This is a genomic window from Caulobacter sp. GW821-FHT12A07, assembly GCF_058807655.1.
The window spans coordinates 122,352-145,569 of record NZ_JBXAQX010000008.1; the positions used below are offsets into that span (position 1 = coordinate 122,352).

18 protein-coding genes are annotated in these 23,218 nt (G+C 70.5%); 8 read left to right on the plus strand and 10 right to left on the minus strand.

The window, feature by feature from the left end; all coding sequences use genetic code 11:
* Positions 1-41: 41 nt before the first annotated feature.
* Both AC1RRS_RS17225 and AC1RRS_RS17230 read right to left on the minus strand, forming a co-directional pair.
* Positions 42-764, minus strand: coding sequence for a hypothetical protein (locus AC1RRS_RS17225; protein ID WP_492856177.1), 723 nt, complete (start codon positions 762-764; stop codon positions 42-44).
* Between the two features lie 11 nt (positions 765-775).
* The gene (locus tag AC1RRS_RS17230) at positions 776-1,966 is read right to left on the minus strand and encodes an acyl-CoA dehydrogenase (protein ID WP_492856178.1); all 1,191 of its coding nucleotides are present in this window, start codon (positions 1,964-1,966) and stop codon (positions 776-778) included.
* Positions 1,967-2,084: 118 nt separating this feature from the next.
* Here AC1RRS_RS17230 and AC1RRS_RS17235 point away from each other — a divergent pair, with 118 nt between their 5' ends.
* Genes AC1RRS_RS17235 through AC1RRS_RS17255 form a run of 5 tightly spaced genes read left to right on the plus strand, consistent with a single transcriptional unit; the run spans position 2,085 to position 6,559 of the window.
* Positions 2,085-3,368, plus strand: coding sequence for an aconitase/3-isopropylmalate dehydratase large subunit family protein (locus AC1RRS_RS17235; protein ID WP_492856179.1), 1,284 nt, complete (start codon positions 2,085-2,087; stop codon positions 3,366-3,368).
* Positions 3,368-3,856: a LeuD/DmdB family oxidoreductase small subunit gene (locus AC1RRS_RS17240; RefSeq protein ID WP_492856180.1), complete on the plus strand. Its 489-nt coding sequence runs from the start codon at positions 3,368-3,370 to the stop codon at positions 3,854-3,856. Before AC1RRS_RS17235 ends, AC1RRS_RS17240 begins: the two co-directional genes overlap by 1 nt.
* Entirely contained in the window at positions 3,853-4,713 is an 861-nt protein-coding gene (locus AC1RRS_RS17245) for an isocitrate lyase/PEP mutase family protein (protein ID WP_492856181.1), read from the plus strand. The genes AC1RRS_RS17240 and AC1RRS_RS17245 overlap by 4 nt, the downstream gene beginning before the upstream one ends.
* Positions 4,714-4,725: 12 nt before the next feature.
* Positions 4,726-5,670, plus strand: coding sequence for a polysaccharide deacetylase family protein (locus AC1RRS_RS17250; RefSeq protein WP_492856182.1), 945 nt, complete (start codon positions 4,726-4,728; stop codon positions 5,668-5,670).
* Positions 5,657-6,559 carry a polysaccharide deacetylase family protein gene (locus AC1RRS_RS17255; protein ID WP_492856183.1) on the plus strand — a complete coding sequence of 301 codons (903 nt, stop codon included), beginning with the start codon at positions 5,657-5,659 and terminating at the stop codon, positions 6,557-6,559. The genes AC1RRS_RS17250 and AC1RRS_RS17255 overlap by 14 nt, the downstream gene beginning before the upstream one ends.
* Before the next feature lie 125 nt (positions 6,560-6,684).
* Here the strand turns inward: AC1RRS_RS17255 and AC1RRS_RS17260 are convergent, their stop codons facing one another.
* The 7 genes from AC1RRS_RS17260 to AC1RRS_RS17290 form a co-directional block, all read right to left on the minus strand.
* Positions 6,685-7,194 (minus strand): GNAT family N-acetyltransferase, encoded by a 510-nt coding sequence (locus tag AC1RRS_RS17260; RefSeq protein WP_492856184.1) that lies wholly within the window; start codon positions 7,192-7,194, stop codon positions 6,685-6,687.
* On the minus strand, positions 7,191-8,528 hold the full coding sequence (locus AC1RRS_RS17265; protein ID WP_492856185.1) for an N-succinylarginine dihydrolase: 1,338 nt from the start codon (positions 8,526-8,528) through the stop codon (positions 7,191-7,193). The genes AC1RRS_RS17260 and AC1RRS_RS17265 overlap by 4 nt, the downstream gene beginning before the upstream one ends.
* Positions 8,525-9,973, minus strand: coding sequence for a succinylglutamate-semialdehyde dehydrogenase (astD, locus tag AC1RRS_RS17270; RefSeq protein ID WP_492856186.1), 1,449 nt, complete (start codon positions 9,971-9,973; stop codon positions 8,525-8,527). The genes AC1RRS_RS17265 and astD overlap by 4 nt, the downstream gene beginning before the upstream one ends.
* Positions 9,970-10,974: an arginine N-succinyltransferase gene (locus AC1RRS_RS17275; RefSeq protein ID WP_492856187.1), complete on the minus strand. Its 1,005-nt coding sequence runs from the start codon at positions 10,972-10,974 to the stop codon at positions 9,970-9,972. Before AC1RRS_RS17275 ends, astD begins: the two co-directional genes overlap by 4 nt.
* On the minus strand, positions 10,975-12,234 hold the full coding sequence (locus AC1RRS_RS17280; RefSeq protein WP_492856188.1) for a hydrolase: 1,260 nt from the start codon (positions 12,232-12,234) through the stop codon (positions 10,975-10,977). It abuts the gene before it with no gap.
* Between the two features lie 100 nt (positions 12,235-12,334).
* Positions 12,335-16,507 (minus strand): translocation/assembly module TamB domain-containing protein, encoded by a 4,173-nt coding sequence (locus AC1RRS_RS17285; RefSeq protein WP_492856189.1) that lies wholly within the window; start codon positions 16,505-16,507, stop codon positions 12,335-12,337.
* Entirely contained in the window at positions 16,504-18,285 is a 1,782-nt protein-coding gene (locus tag AC1RRS_RS17290; protein ID WP_492856190.1) for an autotransporter assembly complex protein TamA, read from the minus strand. Before AC1RRS_RS17290 ends, AC1RRS_RS17285 begins: the two co-directional genes overlap by 4 nt.
* Positions 18,286-18,546: 261 nt before the next feature.
* Here AC1RRS_RS17290 and AC1RRS_RS17295 point away from each other — a divergent pair, with 261 nt between their 5' ends.
* From AC1RRS_RS17295 to AC1RRS_RS17305, 3 genes are read left to right on the plus strand one after another with little or no spacing between them, the layout of a single operon-like run.
* Positions 18,547-20,088 (plus strand): circularly permuted type 2 ATP-grasp protein, encoded by a 1,542-nt coding sequence (locus tag AC1RRS_RS17295; protein WP_110122104.1) that lies wholly within the window; start codon positions 18,547-18,549, stop codon positions 20,086-20,088.
* On the plus strand, positions 20,085-21,026 hold the full coding sequence (locus AC1RRS_RS17300; RefSeq protein WP_110122103.1) for an alpha-E domain-containing protein: 942 nt from the start codon (positions 20,085-20,087) through the stop codon (positions 21,024-21,026). Before AC1RRS_RS17295 ends, AC1RRS_RS17300 begins: the two co-directional genes overlap by 4 nt.
* A gap of 4 nt (positions 21,027-21,030) precedes the next feature.
* Positions 21,031-22,017, plus strand: a complete 987-nt coding sequence (locus tag AC1RRS_RS17305) for a transglutaminase family protein (RefSeq protein ID WP_492856191.1) — start codon at positions 21,031-21,033, stop codon at positions 22,015-22,017.
* Between the two features lie 169 nt (positions 22,018-22,186).
* On the opposite strand, the gene AC1RRS_RS17310 is transcribed toward AC1RRS_RS17305, so the two are convergent.
* The gene (locus AC1RRS_RS17310) at positions 22,187-23,206 is read right to left on the minus strand and encodes a sulfate/molybdate ABC transporter ATP-binding protein (RefSeq protein WP_492856192.1); all 1,020 of its coding nucleotides are present in this window, start codon (positions 23,204-23,206) and stop codon (positions 22,187-22,189) included.
* Positions 23,207-23,218: the final 12 nt, after the last annotated feature.

Below are 23,218 nucleotides of genomic sequence, written 5' to 3' on the forward strand. Positions count from 1 at the left end.
GGAAGCAAACTGTTATCGGCTCGGGCAGGCGCGCGAACGCCCTACCGCTCCAACTCCACCAGCTCGTACCAGGTCTGCATGTACCCCCCGACGCCGCCCTTCACGAACAGCGAGTCCTCGTCGGCCGTGACCCACATGTCGTAGGTCGGGTGCTCGCCGTCCTTGCTGACCATGCCGCCGTCCTCGCCGAGGAAGCGGAAGTGGCGGCAGGCGAAGGTGCCGGCGGGCGTCGTGGCCTCTTCGTCGCCGACATACTCCAGGGTGATGCCGCTCTCGACGATCTGTGGCGGGGTGGCGCCGCGGTGATCGACCGAGGGCAGGAAGACCCGCAGCTTGCGCTTGTGCGGCCCCTTGGCGACATCCATCACCTTGCACATGTAGGCGTCGCCGATGATCGGGTGGGTGCCGAAGCCGTCGAAATGGCCGTTCATTGGCACGCGCTGCGACAGGCGGCCGATCGACGGGCCGTAGCTTTCGCACTCGATGAAGTCCTCGCCGAAGCGGAACCAGCCCGAGCCCATGAACTTGTCACCGACCGTCAGGCGCAGGTGGAAGTCCATCGGCCGGTTGCGCTCGTCGAGGGAATAGACGGCGTCGCGCAGGACGGTGGGATCCGGCTCCTCGATCTCGCATTGGGCGCGGATGGTGACCTTGCCGTCGGTGTGGCGGGTCATGGAGAAGTGCTCGCGGCCCCGCTCCTGGCCTTCGCGGCCCGGCTTGCGCGAGGTGTAGAGGATCTTGCCGCGGATGGTCTGGTGCTTCATCGCCCCGCTCCTCAGAACGCCGCCAGGCCGGTGATCGCCCGACCCAGGATCAGGGCGTGGACATCGGCCGCGCCTTCGTAGGTGTTGACCGTTTCGAGGTTGGCCGCGTGGCGCATGACGTGGCTGGCGCCGGAAATGCCGGCCCCGCCGTGGATGTCGCGGGCCTCGCGGGCGATGATCAGGGCCTTGCCGCAGTTGTTGCGCTTCAGCAGGCTGATGGCTTCCGGCACCCAGTCGCCGGCGTCGAGGCGACGGCCCAGCGCCAGTGCGCCTTCGAAACCGAGGGCGATCTCGGTCTGCATGTCGGCCAGCTTCTTCTGGATCAGCTGGCGGGCGGCCAGCGGACGGCCGAACACGACGCGATCGGCCACATAGGCCGCGCTGGTCTCCAGGCAGAACCGCGCCGCGCCCATGGCGCCCCAGGCGATGCCGTAGCGGGCCTTGTTCAGGCACGAGAACGGACCGCGCAGGCCTTTGACGTTCGGCAGGATGGCGTCAGCCGGCACCAGCACGTCCTGCAGGACGATCTCGCCGGTGATCGAGGCGCGCAAGCTGAGCTTGTCGTCGATCTTCGGGGTGGTGAAGCCTTCGGTTCCGCGCTCGACCAGGAAGCCGCGAATCTCGCCGTCGAGCTTGGCCCAGACCAGGGCGACGTCGGAGATCGGGCTGTTGGTGATCCACATCTTGGCGCCGTTCAGCACGTAGCCGCCATCGACCTCGCGGGCCACGGTGCGCATCGAGCCGGGATCGGAACCGCCGTCGGCTTCGGTCAGGCCAAAGCAGCCGATCAGCTCGCCGCGCGCCATGCCCGGCAGCCACTTGCGCTTCTGCTCTTCCGAGCCAAAGGCGTAGATCGGGTACATGACCAGCGAGGACTGCACGCTCATGGCCGAGCGATAGCCGCTGTCGACGGCCTCGATCTCGGCGGCGGCCAGGCCGTAGGCCACGTGGCTGACGCCCGCGCCGCCGTATTCTTCCGGCAGGGTCGAACCGAGCAGGCCAAGCTCGCCCATCTCGGTCATGATCTGCCGATCGAAGCGGCCGTCGGCATAGGCCGAGACCACGCGCGGCAGCAGTTGCTCCTGCGCGTAGGCGCGGGCGGCGTCGCGGATCAGGCGCTCGTCCTCGGTCAGGCGGGCGTCGAGGGCGAGCGGGTCCTTCCAGTCGAAGGCGGGAATGGTACGAGCGGCGTCGAGGGGCATCGTAGTCCTCCGGCGGCCGGAAATGACCGCACAGCAATTGATCTGAACTTCCGCCTTTCTAGCCGGGGGCCCCGCGCCTACCCCGGTCGCCGCTGGATTTGACCGGGAGGCGATTAGGTTGGTTGGACGAACGCTCGTCGAGAAGGTGATCGCCAAGGCCGCGGGCCTGCCGAGCGTGCGCGCCGGCGACCTCGTCACGGCCAAGGTGGATCTGGCCTTCGCGCACGACAGCAGCGGCCCACGCCGCTGGCGTCCCCTGCTGGAAGAGCTGGGCGTGGGCCTGTGGGACCCGTCCAAGGTGGCCATCGTCTCCGACCACTACGTGCCGGCCGTCGATGCGGAATCGGCGGCGATCCTGAAAGGGACGCGCGACTTCGCCCGCGACTATGGAGTCTCAAGCTTCTTCGACATGGTCGGCATCTGCCACCTCGTCCTGCCCGAGCACGGCCTGATCCGTCCGGGCGCCTTCATCGCCGGCGGCGACAGCCATACGCCGACGGCCGGGGCCTTCGGGGCCTATGCCGCCGGTTATGGCGCCACCGACATGGCCGCCATCGCCGCCACGGGCGAGACCTGGCTGGCCGTGCCGGAAACCATTCGCGTCGAGTGGGCCGGCGCCTTCCAGCCAGGCGTGACCGCCAAGGACGTTATGCTGTTCCTGTGCCGGGAACTGGGCATGGACAACGCCTTCAAGGCGGTAGAATTCGCAGGTCCCCTGGTAGAGGCCATGCCGATGGCCGAGCGCATGGTGCTGGCCAACATGGCCGCCGAGCTGGGCGCTGAGACCGGGGTCGTGGCGCCGGACGCGACGACCTTCGCCTATCTGGCCGCGCGCGGCGCGCCGGTGACGGACGAGGCGGCGACCCTGGCCCTGCACTCGGATCCGGATGCGACCTACGCCGCCGTCCATCGCTTCGACGCCTCGGATCTGGCGCCGCAGATCGCCGCTCCGCACTCGCCGGCCAATACCCGCGACGCGAGCGAGTTCGCACAGGTCCGCATCGACCAGGCCTATATCGGCGCCTGCGTCGGGGCCAAGATCGAGGACCTGCGGATGGCCGCCGCCGTGCTGCGGGGTCGCCGCGTGGCGCAGGGCGTGCGCTTGCTGGTGGCCCCGGGCTCGGCCCGCACGGCGGAACTGGCCGCCCGCGAAGGCGTGATGGAGACCCTGCTGGCGGCCGGCGCGGTGCTGATGCCCTCGGGGTGCGGGGCCTGCGCCGGCATGGGCGCGGGGATCCTGGCCGAGGGCGAGACCTGCATCTCCTCGACCAACCGCAACTTCCAGGGCCGGATGGGCCATGCGGGGGCCAACGTCTATCTCGGCTCGCCCTACGCCGTTGCGGCCGCCGCGACGGCCGGCCGCATCGTCGATCCCCGCCCCTATCTGACGGGAGCCGCCTGATGTCCCGCGCCTTCGTCTTCGGCGACGCCATCGACACCGACCTGCTCGCCCCGGGCAACCTGATGAAGCTGCCGCCGGCCGAGCTGGCGCAGCATTGCCTGAAGGCCATCGCGCCAGACTTCGCCGCCAGTGTACGCCCCGGCGACGTGGTGTTCGCCGGCGCGAATTTCGGCCTCGGCTCGTCGCGCGAGCAGGCGGCCGTCTCCCTTCGACTCCTTGGCGTCTCTGCGGTGCTGGCGACCTCGTTCGCCCGCATCTTCTACCGCAACGCCATCAACCTCGGCTTGCCGGCCTTCGTGTTTCCCCAGGTCGGCGAGATGACGGACGGCGATCGGATCCTTCTGGATCCGGTCGCTGGACGCCTCGAGAACATCACCACGGGCAAGACCTACGCCCTGACGCCGATCCCGCCGCACCTGATGGCGATGATCGACGACGGCGGCCTGATCCCCCACCTGAAACGACGCCTGAAGGGAGCCGCCGCATGAGCCTGCGCGACCGCCTCGCCCAAGACACGCCGCTGCTGGCCCCCGGCGCCTACGACGCCCTCTCGGCCCTGCTGATCGAGCAGGCCGGCTTCGAGGCCATCTACCTCTCGGGCGCCTCAATCGCCTACACCCAGCTGGGCCGGCCCGACATCGGCCTGGTGTCGTTCGACCATGTCGCCGACGTGGTCGGTCGGGTGTCCGAGCGCGTCGGCCTGCCGCTGATCGTCGACGGCGACACCGGCTTCGGCAACGCCGTCAACGTGCAGCGCACGGTGCGGATCTTCGAGCGCATGGGGGCCTCGGCCATCCAGCTGGAGGACCAGACCTTCCCCAAGAAGTGCGGCCACCTGTCGGACAAGGGCCTGGTCTCGACCCAGGAGATGTCGGGCAAGATCCGCGCGGCGCTCGACGCCCGGGCCAGCGACCAGACCCTGATCATCGCCCGCACGGATGCGATCGGCGTCGAAGGCTTCGAGGCCGCGCTCGACCGCGCCCACGCCTATGTCGAGGCCGGCGCCGACGTGCTGTTCGTCGAGGCCCCGCGGTCCTTGGGCGAGATGAGCGCCATCGCCCATGCCTTCGCAGGCCGGGTTCCGCTGCTGGCCAACATGGTCGAGGGCGGCAAGACGCCGCTGCTCGACGTGACGGAGCTGGGCAATATCGGCTTCAAGCTGGTGATCTCGCCCGGGGCTCTGGTGCGCGCCTTGGTGCCGACGGCCGAGGCCTTCCTGGCCAGCCTGAAGGCCAATGGCGCGACCCGTCCGTTCGCAGAGCGGATGATCGACATGGGCGGGGTGAACGACCGCATCGGCCTTGCTGAAATGGTCGAGACCGGCGCGGCCTACGCCGCCGGCTGAGTGGAGCGTCAGATGCAGGCCGATCCCAACCTCTACGACCATTGGCCCTATCGCGACCGGCCCAAGATCGTCTGGCCGGGCGGCAAGAAGCTCGCCTTCTGGATCGCGCCCAACATCGAATACTACGAGTTCGATCCGCCGAAGAACCCGCAGCGTCCCGGCTGGCCCAAGCCGTCGCCGGACGTGGTCGGCTACTCGCAGCGCGACTGGGGCAACCGGGTCGGCCACTGGCGGCTGATGGAACTGCTCGACAAGTACGGCATGCGCGGCTCGATCTCGCTGTCGGTGGGCCTGCTCGACCACCATCCGGAAATCATCGAGGCCTGCGTGGCGCGGAACTGGGAGTTCTTCAGCCACGGCATCTACAACACCCGCTTCTCCTACGGCATGGACGAGGCCCAGGAGCGGGCGGTGATCGAGGATTCGATCCGTTCGGTCGAGGCCGCCACCGGCCAGCGGATCCGGGGCTACCTCGCCCCGGCTCTGACCCACACCGAAAAGACCTTCGACCTGCTGGCCGAAAACGACTTCTGGTACACCTGCGACCTCTTCCAGGACGACCAGCCCCAGCCGGTGAAGGCCAAGAGCGGCAAGCTGATCTCGATGCCCTATTCGCTCGAGGTCAACGACGTCATCACCTACGGCGCGCTGTCGATGAGCCCCTGGCGCTATGCCGACGTGCTCAAGCGTCACTTCGACCAGCTGCTGGAAGAGGGCGAAAAGTCGGGCACGGTGATGTGCATCCCGCTGCACGCCTATCTCGTCAGCCAGCCGCACCGCATCCGGCCGTTCGAGGACGCCCTGCGCCACATCGCCGGTCACGACGAGGTGTGGATCACCACGGCCCGCGAGATCGCTCAGCACTATCGCGACAACTACTTCGACCAGACCGTCGCCGACATCGCCGCGCGCGGCCTGGCCACGCCGGGAACGGGGTTTGCCCATGCCGCTGCCTGACGAGCACCTGATCTATCCCCACCGGTCCTACGGCATGGACCAGGACCGCTACGCCTGGCGCCCCTCGACCGCGCGCGCCCCGATCTCCTGGCCGGGCGGCGCGGCCGTGGCGGCGATGATCGTCGTGCCGATCGAGCACCATCCGCTCAATCCGCCGGGCAAGCCGTTCAAGCACCCCGGCGCCATGGTCACCCCCTATCCGGACCTGCGCCACTACACGACGCGCGATTACGGCAACCGGGTGGGCGTCTACCGCATCCTCGACGCCCTGAAGGCGGCGGGGCTGAAGGCGACCTTCCCGATCAACGCCGACCAGTTGGAGCGGCTGAAGCCGCTGATCGAGGCGATCCAGGCCGACGGCCACGAGATCGCGGCTTACGGTCTCTCGACCACCCACATCCACTGGGGCGGGCTGGATCGCGAGACCGAAGCCGCCTGGGTGGCCGAGGTGCGGGCGCGGTTCGACGCGGCGGGCTTGAAGCCGCGCGCCTGGCTCAGCCCAGCGCGGCAGCAGTCGTTCGCCACGCTGGACTTGATCCGCGCCGCCGGCTTCGACATCTGCCTCGACTGGGAGCAGGACGAGGTTCCGGTGGCGATGACTACCGACGCCGGCGAGGTGATCGGCCTGCCGCTGTCCAACGAACTCGACGACCGATCGCTGATGATCGACCGCCGCCAGACCGAGGACGAATGGGCGGGTCAGGTGCTCGAGGCCGCCAGCTATCTCGCCGACGACGCCGAGCGGTTCGGCGGGCGGGTGCTGGGCTTCACCCTGACGCCGTACGTGACGGGCCAGCCGTTCCGGATCTCGGCCCTGCGGCGTTTGCTGACGGGGCTTGGGGAGATCGGCGTCAAGGCGATGACGGCGAGTGAGTTGGCCGGGGCCTAGCCGCCTTCGGCGGCCCCCTCAGTCGCTCCGCGACAGCTCCCCCAGAGGGGGAGCATCTTGATCTGCTGACCAGATCCTCCCCCTCTGGGGGAGGTGGCCCGGAGGGCCGGAGGGGGTCCTCGACGTCAGTCGAGGATCAGCCCCATCGCGATGTCGTCCTCGAACGTCGCGTCTGGGAAGCGCCCACGCTTCTCCAGCCGCCCCTCTTCGCGAAACCCCAGTCGCTCATAGAGCCGGATCGCGCCCGCGTTGCCCGCGCCGGTCCCCAGCTCCACCCGCACGATCGGCGGGTCCATCGCCCGGGCGGCGGCGAACAGCGCCTGGAACAGGGCCGAGCCGACGCCCCTGCCCCGCCAGTCGGGATGCACCGCCACGGTCAGGTCCGACAGCACGTGCGAGAACAGCTTCACCGGGATGCGCACGGCGTGGATCTCGCCGATGACGACGCCGCCCTCGTCGACCGCCACCAGGCCCACGCCATCGGCCAGGGCCTCGTGCAGGATCCGGTCGATATAGCCGTCGGTGATCTCCTCCGGCTGGCGCGCGATGCCGCCCGGCATGGCGGCCGTGGCGCGATGGACGGCGGCGACCGGGATCGCGTCGTAGGCGCGGGTCGGGCGGATCGAGAAGCTCATGCGTCTCTCTGGAAGGGATAGAAGCCGCCGCCGAGAGCGAGGATCGCGGTCAGCTCGTCCAGGGCCTCGCGGCTTTCGACCAGCAGGGCCGGATCAGCCAGATCGGCCGGCGCCAGGCGGTCGCGATAGCGTCGAGCGCCCCAGTCGGCGAGACGCGCGTGTAGGGCGGCGTCGAAGCGCTGGGCGGGATTGGCGGCGGCCAGTTCGTCGTCGGTCAGCACCACCCGCAGCCGCAGGCAGGCCGGGCCGCCGCCGTTGCGCATGCTCTGGCGGACGTCGGCGTATTCGACGCGACCGATCGGGCCGTTGGAGGCCACCAGCCCCTCGGCCACGGCGCGGGCTCGGGCATTGTCGCGGGTCTCCCCGGGCGCCAGCAGCACCAGGCGGTCCTCACCGGGCAGGACCAGGAGTTGGGAGTTGAAGAGATAGCTCTTCACCAGGTCCTCGATGGGCAGGTCGGCCTCGGAGACCTCGACGAACACCGGCTCGAACAGGCCCTCGGCGGCACGGCGGACCTGCGCTTCCATGGCGGCGCGGTCCTCGAAGGCGGCTTCGTGGAAGAACAGGGTCTCGCGCGTGCCCACGCAGACCACGTCGTTGTGGAAGGCCCCGCCGGCGATGGCGCGACGGCCCTGGCGGGGGAAGACGGCGCGGGCGGCGGCGTGGCGACGCTGGATCGCCTCGAAGGCCTCGCGGGTCTGGCGGGCCGGATAGGCGCCGCTCCAGTGCTCCCAGGCTTCACGGCCCCAGACGAACAGGTTCACCCCGGGCTCGCCGTGTTCTACGCAGAGCCGCACGTGGTTGGCCGCGCCCTCGTCGGCGAAGTGCGGCTGGGTCGGCAGCGGGTCGTGGACGGCGAAGCGGGCCTCGTCCGGGAACAGCCGGCGCAGAGCCCTGGCGGTCTGCGGGCCTTCCAGGCTGCGGTGCAGGTTGGTCAGCAGGTTGGCGGGCGTGAAGTGCACGCGACCGTCGGCCGTATCGGCGCTGGACGTCACCGTGGCGGCGTTTGCGGCCCACATCGGCGAGGCCGAGCAGGCGGCGGCGGCCAGGGCGGGCGCGGTCTTCCAGGCGGTCTCGATGACGGCGGTGTCGGAGCCCGTGAACCCGATCGACTTCAGGAACCCCACGTCCGGCCGCTCGTGCGGCGGCAGCACGAACTGCGGCACGCCCCAGTCGGCTAGGCGGCGCATCTTGTCGAGGCCCTCCAGCACCGCCGCGCGCGGGTCGGAGACCTGGCCGGCGTTGACCTGGCTGGCGATGTTACCGGGCGACAGGCCGACATAAGAGTGGGTCGGGCCGACCAGGCCGTCGCAATTGGCCTCGACGGCCGTCACGGACGAAGACCCTTGATGTCGCCCGTCGTGTCGAGCACCGCCCCGGCCTCGAAACTGGCGACCGGATAGGCGCAGTAGTCGGCGGCGTAATAGGCGCTGGGCCGGTGATTGCCCGAGGCCCCGAGGCCGCCGAACGGCATGGTTCCGGCCGCGCCGGTGGTCGGGCGGTTGAGGTTGACGACCCCGGCCCGGATCCGCGCCAGAAAGCGGTCCCACAGCGCCGGGTTCTCGGTCACGAGCCCGGCCGACAGGCCGTAGCGGGTGGCGTTGGCGGCGGCGAGCGCCTCGTCGAACGAGGCCACGCGGCGCACCTGCAGGATCGGGGCGAAGATCTCGTCGTCGGGCACATCGACGCCGGTGACGTCGATCAGGCCCGGCGAGACGAAGGCGCCCGACAGGCCTTCGACGCGGCCCGGCGCCAGCAGGCGCTGGCCCTCGATACGGCCGGCGGCGGCCAGGGCGTGGCCGGCGGCGCGTTCGGAGATCAGCGGCCCCATGAAGGGCTCCTCGCCGTTCCACGGGCCGATCGACAGCTTCGGGACCAGGGCCAGCACGGCCTCGACGATCGCTTGGCCTTCCGAATCATCGGGCACGATCAGTCGGCGGGCGCAGGAGCAGCGCTGGCCGGTAGTGATGAAGGCCGACTGCGCCACCAGCGCCGCGACGGCGGCCGGGTCGCCGGCCTGCCAGGCGACCAGCGGATTGTTGCCGCCCAGCTCCAGGGCCAGGATCACGTCGGGCCGATCGGCGAAGTGGCGGCGGAAGAAGGTCCCCGCCTGGGCCGAGCCGGTGAACAGCAGGCCGTCGATCTCCTGGTCGATCAGCGCCTGGCCGACCTCGCGTCCGCCCTGCACCAGGTTGACGACGCCGGCCGGGACGCCGGCCGCCTCCAGGGCCTCGACCAGCAGCTGGCCGGCCAGGGGCGTCTCTTCGGAGGGCTTGAAGACCACGGTGTCGCCGGCCAGCAGGGCCGGCACGATGTGGCCGTTGGGCAGGTGGCCCGGGAAGTTGAACGGCCCCAGCACCGCCATCACGCCATGCGGGCGGTGACGCAGCACGGCGCGGCCGAAGGGCATGGCGTTTTCGGCGATGCCCGTGCGCTCGTCATAGGCCTTGATCGAGGCGTCGACCTTGCCGGCCATCGAGCCGATCTCGGCCTTGGTCTCCCACAGCGCCTTGCCGGTCTCGCGGCTCAGGGCCTCGGCGTAAGCCGCGGACCGTTCGACGAGCACCTCCTTGTAGCGACGCAGGATGGCGATCCGCGCCTCGCGCGGCAGATCGGCCCAGGGGTGGAAGGCCTTGCGGGCCGCCGCGACGGCCGCCTCGACATCGGCGGACGAGGCCGTGGCCTCGCGCCAGACCACCTCGCCGGTCGCCGGGTCGGTGGAGACGGCCTCGGGCCCCAGCCCGCTCTTCCAGACGCCGTCGATAAACACGCCGCTCATGCCTTCACCCGCACATGGTCGCCTTCACTGACCCCGAGAGCGTCGGCCGCCTCGCGATCCAGGATCGCCGCCTCGCCGTCGATCAGCACGGCGGCCCGCACCGCCCGGAAGCGGGCGACGTCGGTGGTCGAGATCAGGGCCTCCTCGCCGAACGCATCCTCGCCGATCTTCACCCGCAGGCGCCTGGCGTCCCGCACGGTACGAATGTCGTCGCGCGGCGCGGCCACGGTCGGGCCGGCGTCGAACAGGTCCACCAGCCCCTGGTAGCGGAAGCCTTCCCGCTCCAGCATGGCCCGCGCGGCCTCGCCGTCGCGGTGGACCTTGCCGATCACGTCGCGGGCGGCGGGAGCCAGCAGCTCGGTATAGATCGGGTGGCGCGGCGCCAGGTCGAGGATGAACTGGCCGTTGGTCGAGGCGCTCATCAGATCGGCCTGGTCGAAGTCCAGCCGGAAGAACTTGCTGGCCGCGTGCTCCCAGAACGGACACGAGCCGTCCTCGTCGAACCAGCCGCGCAGTTCGGCCAGCACCATCTCGGCGAAGCGCTGCGGCTCGATGCCGATCAGCATGTAGCGCGACTGAGCCAGCAACCGCCCGGCCCCGCCCTTGCGCTTTTCGGGGCGCAGGAACAGCGAGCCGACCTCCGACCAGCCCGCGCATTCGTTCACCAGCACCAGGGCCTTGTGGTCGAAGCGCATCTCCAGCACCGGCGACGACTGGGCCAGGGTGACGACGCGGAACGAGAAGAACGGCCGCTTGAGGCCGACGCTGGCCTTGACGCCTGCGACGCCGTCAATGACGCCGCTCTCCAGGTCTTCCAGCATCAGGGTGTACCAGGCCTCGGGCGGCGCGACGCCGGCCTGAAAGCTGGCTTCCGAAAGCGCCAAGCGTTCGCGCAGGGTCGGCTCGTCCTCGGGCAGGCTGGTGAAGCCCCGCCCCGACAGCACGGCCAGCTCCATCAGGGAGTCGAAATCCGCCGAACCGGCGGGACGGACGACGAGCATTCAGAGGATCTCCGGTACGGCGGCCATGGCTGCGCGGATCGCGTGGGCGTCGATATCGCCGCTGGCGAGCTTGATCAGGGTGAGGGCCGAGAGCTGGGCGCGCTCGACGAAGCTGGCCGGCCAGGCGTGCTCGGCCTCGCTGTGGATGTCGCCGCCGCGCACGCCCAGGCTGTCGATGTTGGGCAGGCCTGAGGCGAAGAGGTTGTTGCCCTCGCAGACCCCGCCGGACGGCTTCCAGGCGATGTCCTGGCCCAGCAGCGCGCCGACCTCCTTCACCGCGCCGAACAGGCGTTCCTGGGCGGCGTTGAACGGCTTGGCGCCGCGGGTGATGCGGCCATGCAGATGGGCGTGCAGGCCGTCGGCCTTTGTGGAAGCGACGATCTCGGCGATCTCGCCCTCCAGCCAGGCGGCGTCGGCGGCCGAGGGGAAGCGGACGTTGAAGCGCAGCACGGCGATGTCGGGCACCATGTTCAGCGGCGCGCCGCCGTCGATCTTGGCGATGTTGAGCGTGACCCCCTCGCGGCGGCCGTTGAGGGCGTGCAGCGCCTGGGCCAGACGCGCGGCCTCCATCACCGCGTTGCGGCCCGAGGCGAAGTCGCGGCCGGCGTGGGCGGCGCGGCCGTGGACCACGACGTGGAAATTGCCCGAGCCCTTGCGCACGCTGGCCAGCGCCCCGTCGGCCAGGGCCGGCTCGTAGGTCAGGCCCACATGACCCAGCCGCGCGAAGTCGGCCAGGACCGGAGCCGAGGCGATCGAGCCGATCTCCTCGTCGGGCGACAGCAGCACGCGGTAGCCCAGATTGGCCGCGTTGGGGTGGCGCTCGAAGGCCTCCAGCGCCGCCAGCATCACCGAGATCCCGCCTTTCATGTCGGCGATCCCAGGCCCGTGCAGCGCGCCGTCGGGACGGGTGGAGACGGTCTGGAAGGCCGAGGTCTCGGGATAGACGGTGTCGTAGTGGCCGGTCAGCACGACCTGGACCGCCGCCTCGGGACGCACCACGACGGCGATGGCCGGCGGGTGGGTCTGCGCGATCTCCCGCCCGTCGGCGGCGATCTCGGGCGAGGCGGTCAGCGGGATCTCGGTCGGGGCGGCGGGCAGCGCCGAGAAGGCTTCGGCAAGAACCTGCCGCTGCCGCTCCAGGCCCGCGATGTGACGGCTTCCCGAGTTGATGGCGCACCAGGCCACGGCCCGGTCGATGATCCGGGGGCCGTCGGCCGCCAAACTCCCCAGGACAGCCCGATCTTCGTCGTCGATCCGCATGGATTCGCTGTCTCCCTTGACCAGAGCCTAGTCCAAGGGCCGCGGGCAAAACGTTGTTTCCTTTGGCGAGGAAACCGCAGGCCCGCGCAACAGCCTTGCGCTACCTATAGTTCTTTCGCCATTTCACCGAAAGCTTGGCGTCGCCGTCGCCGCCCAGGCGCGAGACCAGCGACAGCGCCCGGCGGATGCGCCATTCGACCTGCGCCGCCGGCCCTTCGCGGCCGCCGCCGATGATCTCCACATAGACGTCGTCGGTGACGTACTTGCCGCCCGATACGGTCATGCCCGTGGTGCCCTCGGCGAAGGCCAGGCGGTCGAGGCGGGCGAAGCTGCGCAGGTTGCCGATGACGTCGAAGCCGCCGCCGCCGGCCAGCGACGCCAGGGCCGAGGCCAGTTGGGCAGCCTCGATCGGCGACAGCTGGGCGGCCGACGATCCGAACAGCACCTGCGACAGCACCTCGTCCTGCGGCAGTTCCGGCGTCGAGGTCAGGGTGATCTCGGGCTTGGCGGCCGAGCCCGAGATCTTGATGACGGCGGTCAGGGCGTCGTCCTCGCGGGTGGCGGTCAGGTCCAGCCGGATCCGCTCCAGCTGGGTGGCCAGGCGCACCACGCCGTCGTCGTCGAACTCGAAGCGCTTGCCGGCGAAGTCGTACTCGCCGCGCACCACGCGGGCCACGCCGTCGAGGCTGGGGCTGGCCGTGGTGCCGCCGACATGGGCGTCGAGCGACAGTTCGACGTCCAGGCCCCTGCCCTTCACGAAGATCCGCCGCGGCGCCTTCAGGGTGACGTCCAGCGCCATGCCGGAATCGGCCCGCCGCTGGCGGACCTCGACGCCCTGGACCAAGTCCTGCGGGCGATTGCGCTCGATGACGTCCATCGAGACGACGCCGGCCGGGGTCTTGGACTGGGCCGAGACGTCAGCGCGGTCGATGGTCAGGGCCCCGGTCAGCTTCACCTTGCCGGCGGAGTCGCGGTTGATCGTCGTCTGGCCGGTGGCGGACGCTTTCGCCAACTCGTTGTCGATGACCTGGAAGTTCTTCATGTCGAGGCGGAAGCTGCCGACGCCGTCGCGCGCCAGGCTGATCCGTCCCGCGCCCGAGACCGTGCCGCCGCGGCCGTCCGCGCCCTGGGCCTGGCTGACGTCGATGGCGTTGTCGGCCAGGGCCAGGGTGATGGCGACGTCCTGCAGGCGCAGGCCCGACTGGCCGTCCTCGAACTTGCCGCCGGTCAGGGCGGCGCGGCCGATCAGGCGCGGGTCAGCCAGGGTGCCGGCCAGAGAGCCCTCGGCGTCGATCTTGCCCGACAGGCCGCGCTCCGGACCGATCAGCAGGTCCCACAGCGGCTTGATCTCGCCCTGGGCCAGGAACCGGCCCTGCACCGCCCGGCGGCGGTCGATGGCCAGGCGGAACGGCTTGGCCGAGGCTTCGGTCGGCAGGGTCAGGTCGGCCTCGGCCTTGAGGCCCTGCGGATTGGAGCCGCTGGCCTTGACGGTCATCACCCGGTCGCGCAGGTCGCCATGGATCGTGGCGTCCAGCGACTGGTTCTCCTTGGCCCCGCGCTCGCGCGCGCCCGACAGGTTGGCGTCGAGCTCGCCATCCAGAGCCTCGCCCTGGCCCCGCATCGAAACCCGGGCGTCGATGCGGCCCGCCAGATCGGGATTGAGGGCCGTCAGGCTGACGCCCACCAGGTCGGCGCGCAGATTGGCCAGCTCGCCGCCGACGTCGAGATCGAGGTCGGCGCGGCCGTCGCCGAGGTTCAGGCGCAGGCTGCTGGTCGTGCGCGCGCCGCCGAAGCGGATCTGGGCGGACTCGCGGGTGGAGATGTCGGTCCGGGCCATGCGGCCCTTGGCGTCGAGGGTCAGCAGGTAGTCGTCGGTCTGCTGGGCCAGCACTCCGGTTCCGGCCAGGTTCCAGCGGCCGGCCGGCGCCTCGCCGCGAGCGTCCAGGGTCAGCGGCAGACGGCTCATCGGGCCGTTGGCCTTGATCGTGGCGGTGCGCAGCTTCCAGGCGCCGCCCGCGACGTCCTGGGCGACGAGATCCAGCGTGGCGTTCGGACCGCCGGGCGCGTCGACCAGCTTGACCGCGCCCTTGACCGAGCCCTGGGCAAGGAAGGCGCCGGGGCCGACGGCCACGCTCAGGTCGGCGCTCGCGGGACGGCCGTCGCGCAAGGAGGCGCCGCCCTGGGCCTTGAGGCCGCCGGCGTCGACGTCGAGATCGGAAAGCTCCAACCCGCCCGGCGCGAACCGGAACGCGGTCTTGCCGCGCGCGGGGCCGTACTGGCTGGTCGCCTGCAGCGACGCCGTCCCGTCGCCGCCGTCGGGCAGCTTGGCGAAGGTCAGGGCCAGCTTGGCGTCCTTCAGCGGCAGGCGCGGCAGGTCGATGCTGTCGAAGGCGGCCTTGAGGTCGGCGCGGGGCGCGGTCAGCGTCCCGGTGATCGCGCCATCGCCCGAGGCCTTGCCGCTGACCTCCACCGGCCCGGCGCCGAACGGCCCTTCGGCCGACCAGTCGAGCTTGAAGGCCAGGTTGTTGCCGGGCGTCATGACGCCCGAAACCTTGGCGCGGGCCGACGCGCCGTCGAGCTTGGCGTCGGCGACCGACAGCTTGCCGTTGTCCCAGGCCGCGCGGGCGCTGAGCTTGGGCGCGGCGCCTAGCAGCCGGTCGAGTTCGGAAAGACCCGTGGCGAAGCCGGCGCCCTTGGCGTCGGCGGTGAAGTTCCAGGGCTTGTCGCGGGCCTGGCTGGCCGACCACTTGATGTCGGCCGCGCCCTTCATGCCCGGCCGGATCGGGGCCAGGGAGGCGACCTTGGCCGAACCGTCGAACGACAGGCCGCCGAGCAGGCCGCGCTCGCCCTTGCCGTCGACCACGATGTTGGGGGCGACGATCTTGGCGTGCTTGATCAGGAAGCGGCCGTCCTTCAGGCGCGCGCCCTCGAACTCGGCCTTGGGCGAGCGGCCCAGCGGCGCCAGCAGGCCCTCGCCCGCCCCGCCCTCGGTGGTCGCCGAGGCGCGGATGGTCAGTTCGCCCTTCTTCCAGCCGACGAAGGCCGGGCCGCGAGCCCGCGCCAGGCGGTAGCCGAGCAGCTCCAGATTGGCGACATCGGCCGGCCCCTCTACCGAGAAGCCGTCGGCGCCCAGCTTGAAGACGCCCTGCGCCTTGGCAGCGCCCATCTTGGGGATCGGGGTGATCTTGGAGAGATCGCGAACAGAGGCAGAGAAGGTCACGCCTTCCGGCGCGGTGCGGCGCTGGCTGAGGTCGGCCAGGCCTTGGGCGTCCAGGCTGAGGTTCGGCGCGCGCAGCTTCAGGGAAAGATCGGTCGAGGACCCGGCCTTGCGGCCGACGAGGTCGACGTCCACCGCAGCGCCGAACATCCGCTCGTAGAGGTCGGTATGGGTGGAAGCCGAAAGGTCGACATGGCCGCTGGCCGAACCGCCCTGAGCGGTCCAGGCCCCGCCGGCGCGCAGGGGAACAGTGTCGCCGGTCTGGGCGCGGACGGTGAAGGCGCCGGCCTGGGTGGTGCCGTTGGCCTTGGCGTCGAGCTGGAACGGGCGGTCGGCGGGCAAACCGAGGCTGCCGGCCAGGGCGCCGCCCTTGGCCTCGCGCCCCGTGGCGGTCAGCAGCAGGGTCTGGTCGCGGCCCAGGTCGAAGACGAGATCGAGGTGGTCGCCCGGGTGCAGACGGCTGGCGGCCGACAGCCGGCCGGCCTGGCCGCCCGCCCGCGCCATCTCGAACGCCCCGGAGACATCGAAGTCGCCGGCCACGTTGCTGAACGCCGGTCGCGAGACCAGGCGCAGCTTGAAGGCGTCGAGATCGACCGAGACCGGCGCGGCGCTCGACTTTCCCTTGGGGCCGAGCGTGGGGCGGCGCACCAGCGTCACCTGGCGGGCCTCGATGTTGTCGGCGTGGAAGCGGCGCCACCACAGCTCGCGCGGCCGCCAGACGACGTGCAGGTCGGCGCCCTCCAGCCAGACGCCCTTCTCGTCGGAGATGGTCAGCCGGCGCACGCCGAAGTCACGCCAGATGTCGCCCGACAGGCCCTCGATCTTCAGCGTGCCGATGCGGCCCAGCTTCAGGCCGCTGGTGCGGGCCTCGAGGAACGCCCGCCCTTGCGGCGTGATCACGCCGTAGCGCACCACGCCCAGGAACAGGGCGACGATCGCCACCAGGGTCACCGAGACGATGATCAACCAGCCGGGTCCGCCGATACGGCGCGCGACCTTGACCGCCGCTTCTGCGACCTGCTCGACGGGTTCTGGCGGCGGTGCGGCGTCGGTCAAAAGCTCTGCCCGATGCTGAGATAGATCTGGAAGGCCGGGTCGCCCTTGCGCTTTTCGAGCGGCACGGCGAAGTCGGCGCGGATCGGGCCAAAGCCCAGGTCGTAGCGGACGCCGAAGCCGACGCCGGCGCTGAAGTCGTCGGCGCTGGGCGTGGGCTCGACGCCCACGGCGCCGGCGTCGAGGAAGAACACCCCGCCCCAACGCTCGGTGAAGCGATGGCGCACTTCGAGGGAGGCCTCGAACAGCGACAGGCCGCCCTGCGGGGTGTTGTCCGACAGGCGCGGGCCGATGGCCTGGTAGGAATAGCCGCGCACCGAGCCGCCGCCGCCGGAATAGAAGCGCCGCGAGGCCGGCACTTCGGGCATGGTGCCGCCCAGCATGGCGCCGAGCTTCAGCCGGCCGGCCAGCACCGTCTTGGCGTTCTCGCCGAACGGGATGTAGGCCGCGCCCTGCGCCTGGGTGCGGATGTAGACGAGGCTGGTGTCGCCGGTGATCGCGGTCGGCTCGGCCCGGGCCTCGATCCGCCAGCCCTGCTTGGGATCGAGGATGTTGTCCGAGTGATCCCAGGCGTAGGCGGCAAGGGTGGTGAAGGTCGCCAGGTTCAGCCGCTGACCCACCGTGCCGCCGCTGGCCGAGGTCAGTTCGGTGGTCTGCGACAGGTCCAGCGAGACGCCGTAGGTCTGGTAGCGCGTGGCCTGCAGCCGGCGCGTCAGGTCGGCGCTGATCGTGGCGCCGGTTTCGTCATAGGCGTCGGTCGTCTCGCCGAACACCTTGCTGGTCAGCTTCAGGGTCTGCTGCGGCCGGCCCCAGTGCGGCAGGGCGACCGAGCCCTCCAGGCTCTTTTCCAGCTTGGCGACCTGAGTGGTGATGGTCGTGGTGTCGGCCCGGCGCAGGCGGTTGTAGCGGATCCATTTGACGTCGACGCCGGGGCCTTCGCTGGTCGAATAGCCGGCGCCGAGTTCCAGCGTGCGCGAGGCCCGGTCGGCCAGGGTCACCTGGATCGGCCGCAGACCGTTCTCCAGGGCCTTGTCCTTGGGGGCCAGGGCCACCGAGACGGTGTCGTAGACGCCGGTGTCGCGCAGCCGGCGCTCCAGCTCGGCGACGTCCTCGGGATCGTAGACGTCGCCCTCCTTCCAGGGGGCGAGGCGACGCAGCCAGATGATGTTGGTGCGGCCCTTGGTCGAAAGCTCGACGCCGTCGACCTTCACCAGCTCGCCCGAGGCGATGACGAAGGTTGGGCGCACGGTGTGGTCGGCATGGTCGACGATCACCTGGCGCGGATCGGCCATGGCGTCGGCATAGCCCAGCTTCTGGACCTGGGCGACCGCGCGCCCCTCGGCCCCCAGCACCTCGGCGGCGCGGCCGGCAGAGCCCTCGGTCAGGCCCAGCACCGAGAAGGCCCGCTCGCGAACGCCCTCGTCCGGCGGCTCGCCCGACCAGTCGATGCGGGGATCGGCGAAGACGAACAGCGGGCCGGGCGTGACCTTGACCACGCCGCGCGGCGGATCGGCCTCGGTGACGTCGGGCTCGACGACATAGGCGTAGTAGCCCTCGGCGCGCAGCACGGCCACGGCGTCGTCGGCGGCGTCGCGGGCGCGGCGGCGGGCTTCGGAGCGGCTGCCGGGCGGGCCGTCGGATTCGGTCAAGGCGCGCTGAATCGCCTCGCGCAGGGCGCGATCCTCGACGCCCGTGATGGTCGCCGATGGTTCGTCCGCATGCGCCTGGGCCGCGAAGGCCGCCATGACGGCGGCCAGGCCCAGGACTGTCGTCTTACGCACCAAGCTTCGTCCCCGCGCGGAGCGCCCCCAGGCCTCGTGTAGTCGGGCGCTTCACGCCTGTCACGCCGCGAAATGCTGCGAGGGCGAACGATGGCGCCTTCTCAGGCCCGGCAATTGGCGCCCAAATGATGAGCAGTCGTGCGCATTGGCGCGGCGGAGCGCGAAATCCGCCGCGAACCTTTTCGAGGCGTTCTAGGTTTCCATCGACCAGCGCCGCTTCGGCGCGGGTCCAAGAGACGGACAACCAAGGTGGACACAGGCGTGGCGGCGAAAATACAGAGCCTGGACGAAGCACCCAACCTGCCGATGACGGGGGCGGCCTATCTGCCCGGCGTGGCTTACGACGAAATGTTCGCTCCGGGCGGCGAGGTGCGCGGCCACTACGCCCCGCTGCAGTCGCGGATGGCGACCCTGGGCGCCTCGGCCCTGGCCGATCGCCAGAAGACCCTCGAGCGCTCGTTCCTGCTGCAGGGCATCACCTTCACCGTCTACGGCGCGGGCAGCGCGACCGAGCGGATCATTCCCACCGACCTCTTTCCGCGAATCATCCCGGCGGCCGAATGGGCCAAGATCGAGTCGGGCCTGACGCAGCGCCTGCTGGCGCTGAACATGTTCCTCGCCGACATCTACGGCGAGCAGAAGATCCTGATGGACGGGGTGGTGCCCCGCGACCTGGTGCTGGGCGCGCCCTCTTACCGGCGCGAGATGCAGAACCTCTACGTACCGCACAAGTCGTACGCCAATGTCTGCGGCAGCGACCTGATCCGCGGCCAGGACGGCCAGTTCGCCGTGCTGGAGGACAATCTGCGCGTCCCGTCGGGCGTCTCCTACATGCTGGCCAACCGCGACGCGGCCAAGCGCACCTTCCCGGGCACCTATCGCGAGGCCGGGGTGCGGCCGGTCGAGCGCTATCCCGACCTGCTGCTGGCCACGCTGAAGAGCATGAGCGCCGACTGGCGGTCGGACCCGCAGGTCGTGGTGCTGACGCCCGGCGTCTACAACAGCGCCTATTACGAGCACGCCTATCTGGCCCGCCTGATGGGCGTGCCGCTGGTCGAGGGCCGCGACCTCGTGGTCCACGACAACATGGTCTACATGCGCACCACCACGGGCCTGCGCCGGGTGGACGTGATCTATCGCCGGGTCGATGACGACTTCATCGACCCCCTCACCTTCCGTCGGGATTCGTCGCTGGGCGCCGCGGGCCTGTTCAACGCCTATCGCGCCGGCAACGTGGTGATCTGCAACGCCCCGGGCACGGGCGTGGCCGACGACAAGGCGGTCTACGCCTTCGTGCCGGACATCATCCGCTACTACCTGGGCGAAGACCCGATCCTGCCTAATATCGAGACCTATCTCTGCCGCGAGAAGAGCCAGCTCAGCCATGTGCTGGCCAATCTCGACAAGCTGGTGGTCAAGGCCGTGGGGGCCTCGGGCGGCTACGGCATGTTGGTGGGGCCGCACGCCAGCGCCCAGGAACGCGCCGAGTTCGCGGAAGCCCTGAAGGCCGATCCCGGCAACTACATCGCCCAGCCGACCATCCAGCTGTCGACCGCGCCGTGCCTCGTGGACGGCCGCATCGAGCCCCGCCACGTCGACCTGCGGCCCTTCATCCTGTCGGGCGAGAAGACGATCGTCACCCCCGGCGCCCTCACCCGCGTGGCGCTGAAGCGCGGCTCGCTGGTGGTCAATTCCAGCCAGGGCGGCGGCAGCAAGGACACCTGGGTGCTGGCCGAGGAGAACGGCCACTCCAACGGCAACGGCAATGGCCACTCCAACGGTCACAAGGGGAACGGCCAATGATGCTCGCTCGGGTCGCCGACAGCCTCTACTGGCTGGGCCGCTATATCGAGCGCGCCGAACACCTGTCGCGGCTGTCCAGCGTGATGCTGAACGCCACGCTCGACCAGACCGATTCCGGCGTCCAGGCGGTGTGGATCGCCCTCTCGGCCGTCGGCGACAGCGAGACCGGCAAGGTGTCGCCCTATGACGCCGCCCTGGCCCTGGTGCTCGACCGGTCGGACCCCAATTCGGTGGTCTCGTCCCTGACCATGGCCCGCGAGAACGCCCGCCAGGTGCGCGACCAGATCACCACCGAGACCTGGGAGCGGCTGAACGTCCTCTATCTGCGGGTCACCGACCCCAACGCCGAGGCCGAGTTCGCCGACAATTCGGTGGCCTTCCTGCACGACGTCATCGCCGACGTGCACCTGTTCAAGGGCGCGGCCGACGCCACCATGAGCCACGGCGAAAGCTGGCGGTTCATGATGCTGGGCATGTACCTGGAGCGGGCGCAGCTGGTCTCCAGCCTGCTGGAGGTGTGCTTCGCCCCCGCCCCGGGCCGCGAGATCAACGACCACCTGGCGCTGGTCAGCCTGCTGCGTATGGCCTGCGCGCTGGAGCCCTACCTGCGGGTCTACACCGCCGAGATCGAGCCCCGGCACATCCTGGAGTTCCTGGTCTTCGACGAGGACTTCCCGCGCTCGATCCGGTTCGCCACCTCGCGCATCGAGGAGCACCTGGCGACGCTCGCCCGCCACGTCGAGGCCGCCGGCCGCGCCGCGCCCGAGCGCCTGGCCGGCAAGCTGAAGGCCCGCCTGCAGTTCGCCGACGTCGACGAGCTCGAGGCCGGCGGCGCCGGCTCGCTGCTGACCGCCGTGGTCAACGAGTGCGCCCGCATCCACGAAGCCATCTACGAAACCTTCGTCTCCTATCCCCTCGAACTGCGACTGCCGGCCTGATCCCATGCTGCTCGAAATCCGCCACGTCACCCAGTACCACTACGAGCGGCCGGTCCGCGAAAGCCTGATGGAGCTGTGGATGCAGCCCCAGAAGGGCGCGCGCCAGCGGCTGGTCAGCTTCGAGCTGGACATCGATCCGGCCGGCCAGCTGTTCTCCTACGCCGACAGCTTCGGCAACGCGGTCTATCACTTCGACGTGCCCCAGCCGCACGACCGCCTGACCATCATCGCCCGCTCGGCGGTGGAGACCGAACGCGCCGCCGACCTGCCCGACAGGCTCGACACCGGCGAGTGGGACCGCCTGCGCAGCGAGTTCGTGCGCGGCGAGTGCTTCGACTTCCTGCGGCCGCACGGCTTCGTGCAGACGACCGAGGCGCTACTGGCGTTCATCGCCAAGCACGACCTGGAAGACCTGCGCCGTCAGGACCCGCTGACGGCGCTGAAGCGGCTGAACGAGACCCTCTACCAGTCGTTCGGCTACCAACCCGGCGTCACCGACGCCGACAGCCCGATCGACCTGGCCCTGGAGGCCGGCAGCGGCGTCTGCCAGGACTTCGCCCACATCATGCTGGCCATCTGCCGCAGTTGGGGCCTGCCCGCGCGCTATGTCTCGGGCTACCTGTTCACCGACCGCGACGCCGGCGACCGCTCCGATCCCGACGCGACCCACGCCTGGATCGAGGTCTTCCTGCCCAGCCTGCGCTGGGTGGGCTTCGATCCGACCAACAACTGCCTGACGGGCGAGCGTCACGTGGCCGTGGCCGTCGGCCGCGACTATGCCGACGTCACGCCCTCGCGCGGGGTCTACAAGGGCGACGCCGAGAGCCATCTGGCCGTCGGCGTGACGGTGCGCCGAGCCCGCGCGGCCCTGGCCGAGCCGGAGTTCCTGCGCCTGGCCAAGCCCGCCGCCTTCGGCGGCCGCCGCCGCGGCGACGCCGCCGCGGTCCATCAGGACCAGCAACGCCAGCAGCAACAACAGCAGCAGCAGTAGGCTGCGCCGCAGCCCACTCAACTCCCGTCATTCCCGCCCTTGTGGCGGGAAACTCTCTGTCAGCCGCAGGTGATGGTGGGGCGGCGTGCCAAGCACGCCGCTTGCGCCGCCCGTGCGCGCGGAACCAGGGGTTCCCGCCACAAGGGCGGGAATGACGGGAGATATAGCTCTACGCCGCGTAGACGTGGCTCTTGGCCGCCGCGACCTTCACCGAGCCGACGAAGCGGTCGGCGTCGGCGCGCGAGGCGGCGATCTCGATCCGCCCGCCGCCGGCCAGGACGGCGTCGACGCGCACCAGGGCGCCCTGGACGTTGACCCGCTCGACCTTGGCCTCGACGCCGTCGTCGGCCAGCACGAAATCATGCGGACGCACAAAGCCCACGGCCGCGCCGTCGGCGACGCCGGGAGCCGGCAGGACCAGCGGGCCGGCCGTGAAGCGACCGCCCGAGACCTGGCCCTCGAAGCGGCTGGCCTCGCCGACGAAGCCGCAGACGAAGGCCGAGACCGGATTGTCGTGCACCTCGCGCGGGGTGCCGATCTGCTCGATCTTGCCCTTGTTTAGGATGGCGACGCGGTCGGCCAGTTCCAGGGCCTCTTCCTGGTCGTGGGTGACGAAGATGGTGGTGACGCCGGTGGCGTCGTGCACGCGGCGCAGTTCCTTGCGCAGCGACTTGCGGACCGTGGCGTCCAAGGCGCCGAACGGCTCGTCGAGCAGCAGCACGCTGGGCTGCACGGCGAGCGCCCGCGACAGGGCCACGCGCTGGCGCTGACCGCCAGACAGCTGCGAGGGATAGCGGCCGCCCAGGCCGTCCAGCTCGACCAGCTTCAGCAGCTCTTCGACGCGTCGGGCGATCTCGGCCTTCGGCGGCTTGTCCTTGCCCTTCCGCACATCGAGGCCGAACGCGATGTTCTTGGCCACGGTCATGTGCTTGAACAGCGCGTACTGCTGGAAGACGAAGCCCACCCGGCGCGCGGCGGCCGAGGCGTAGGTCACGTCGTTGTCGTGGAACAGCACCTGGCCGCTGTCGGGGAATTCCAGACCGGCGATGGCGCGCAGCAGCGTGGTCTTGCCCGAGCCCGACGGACCCAGCAGCGCCAGCAGTTCGCCGTCGGCGATCTCGAGGTCGACATTGTTCAGCGCCGGGTAGCGGCCGAACTGCTTCTGGACGGAACGGATGGAGATGGTCATGGCGGCGTTCCG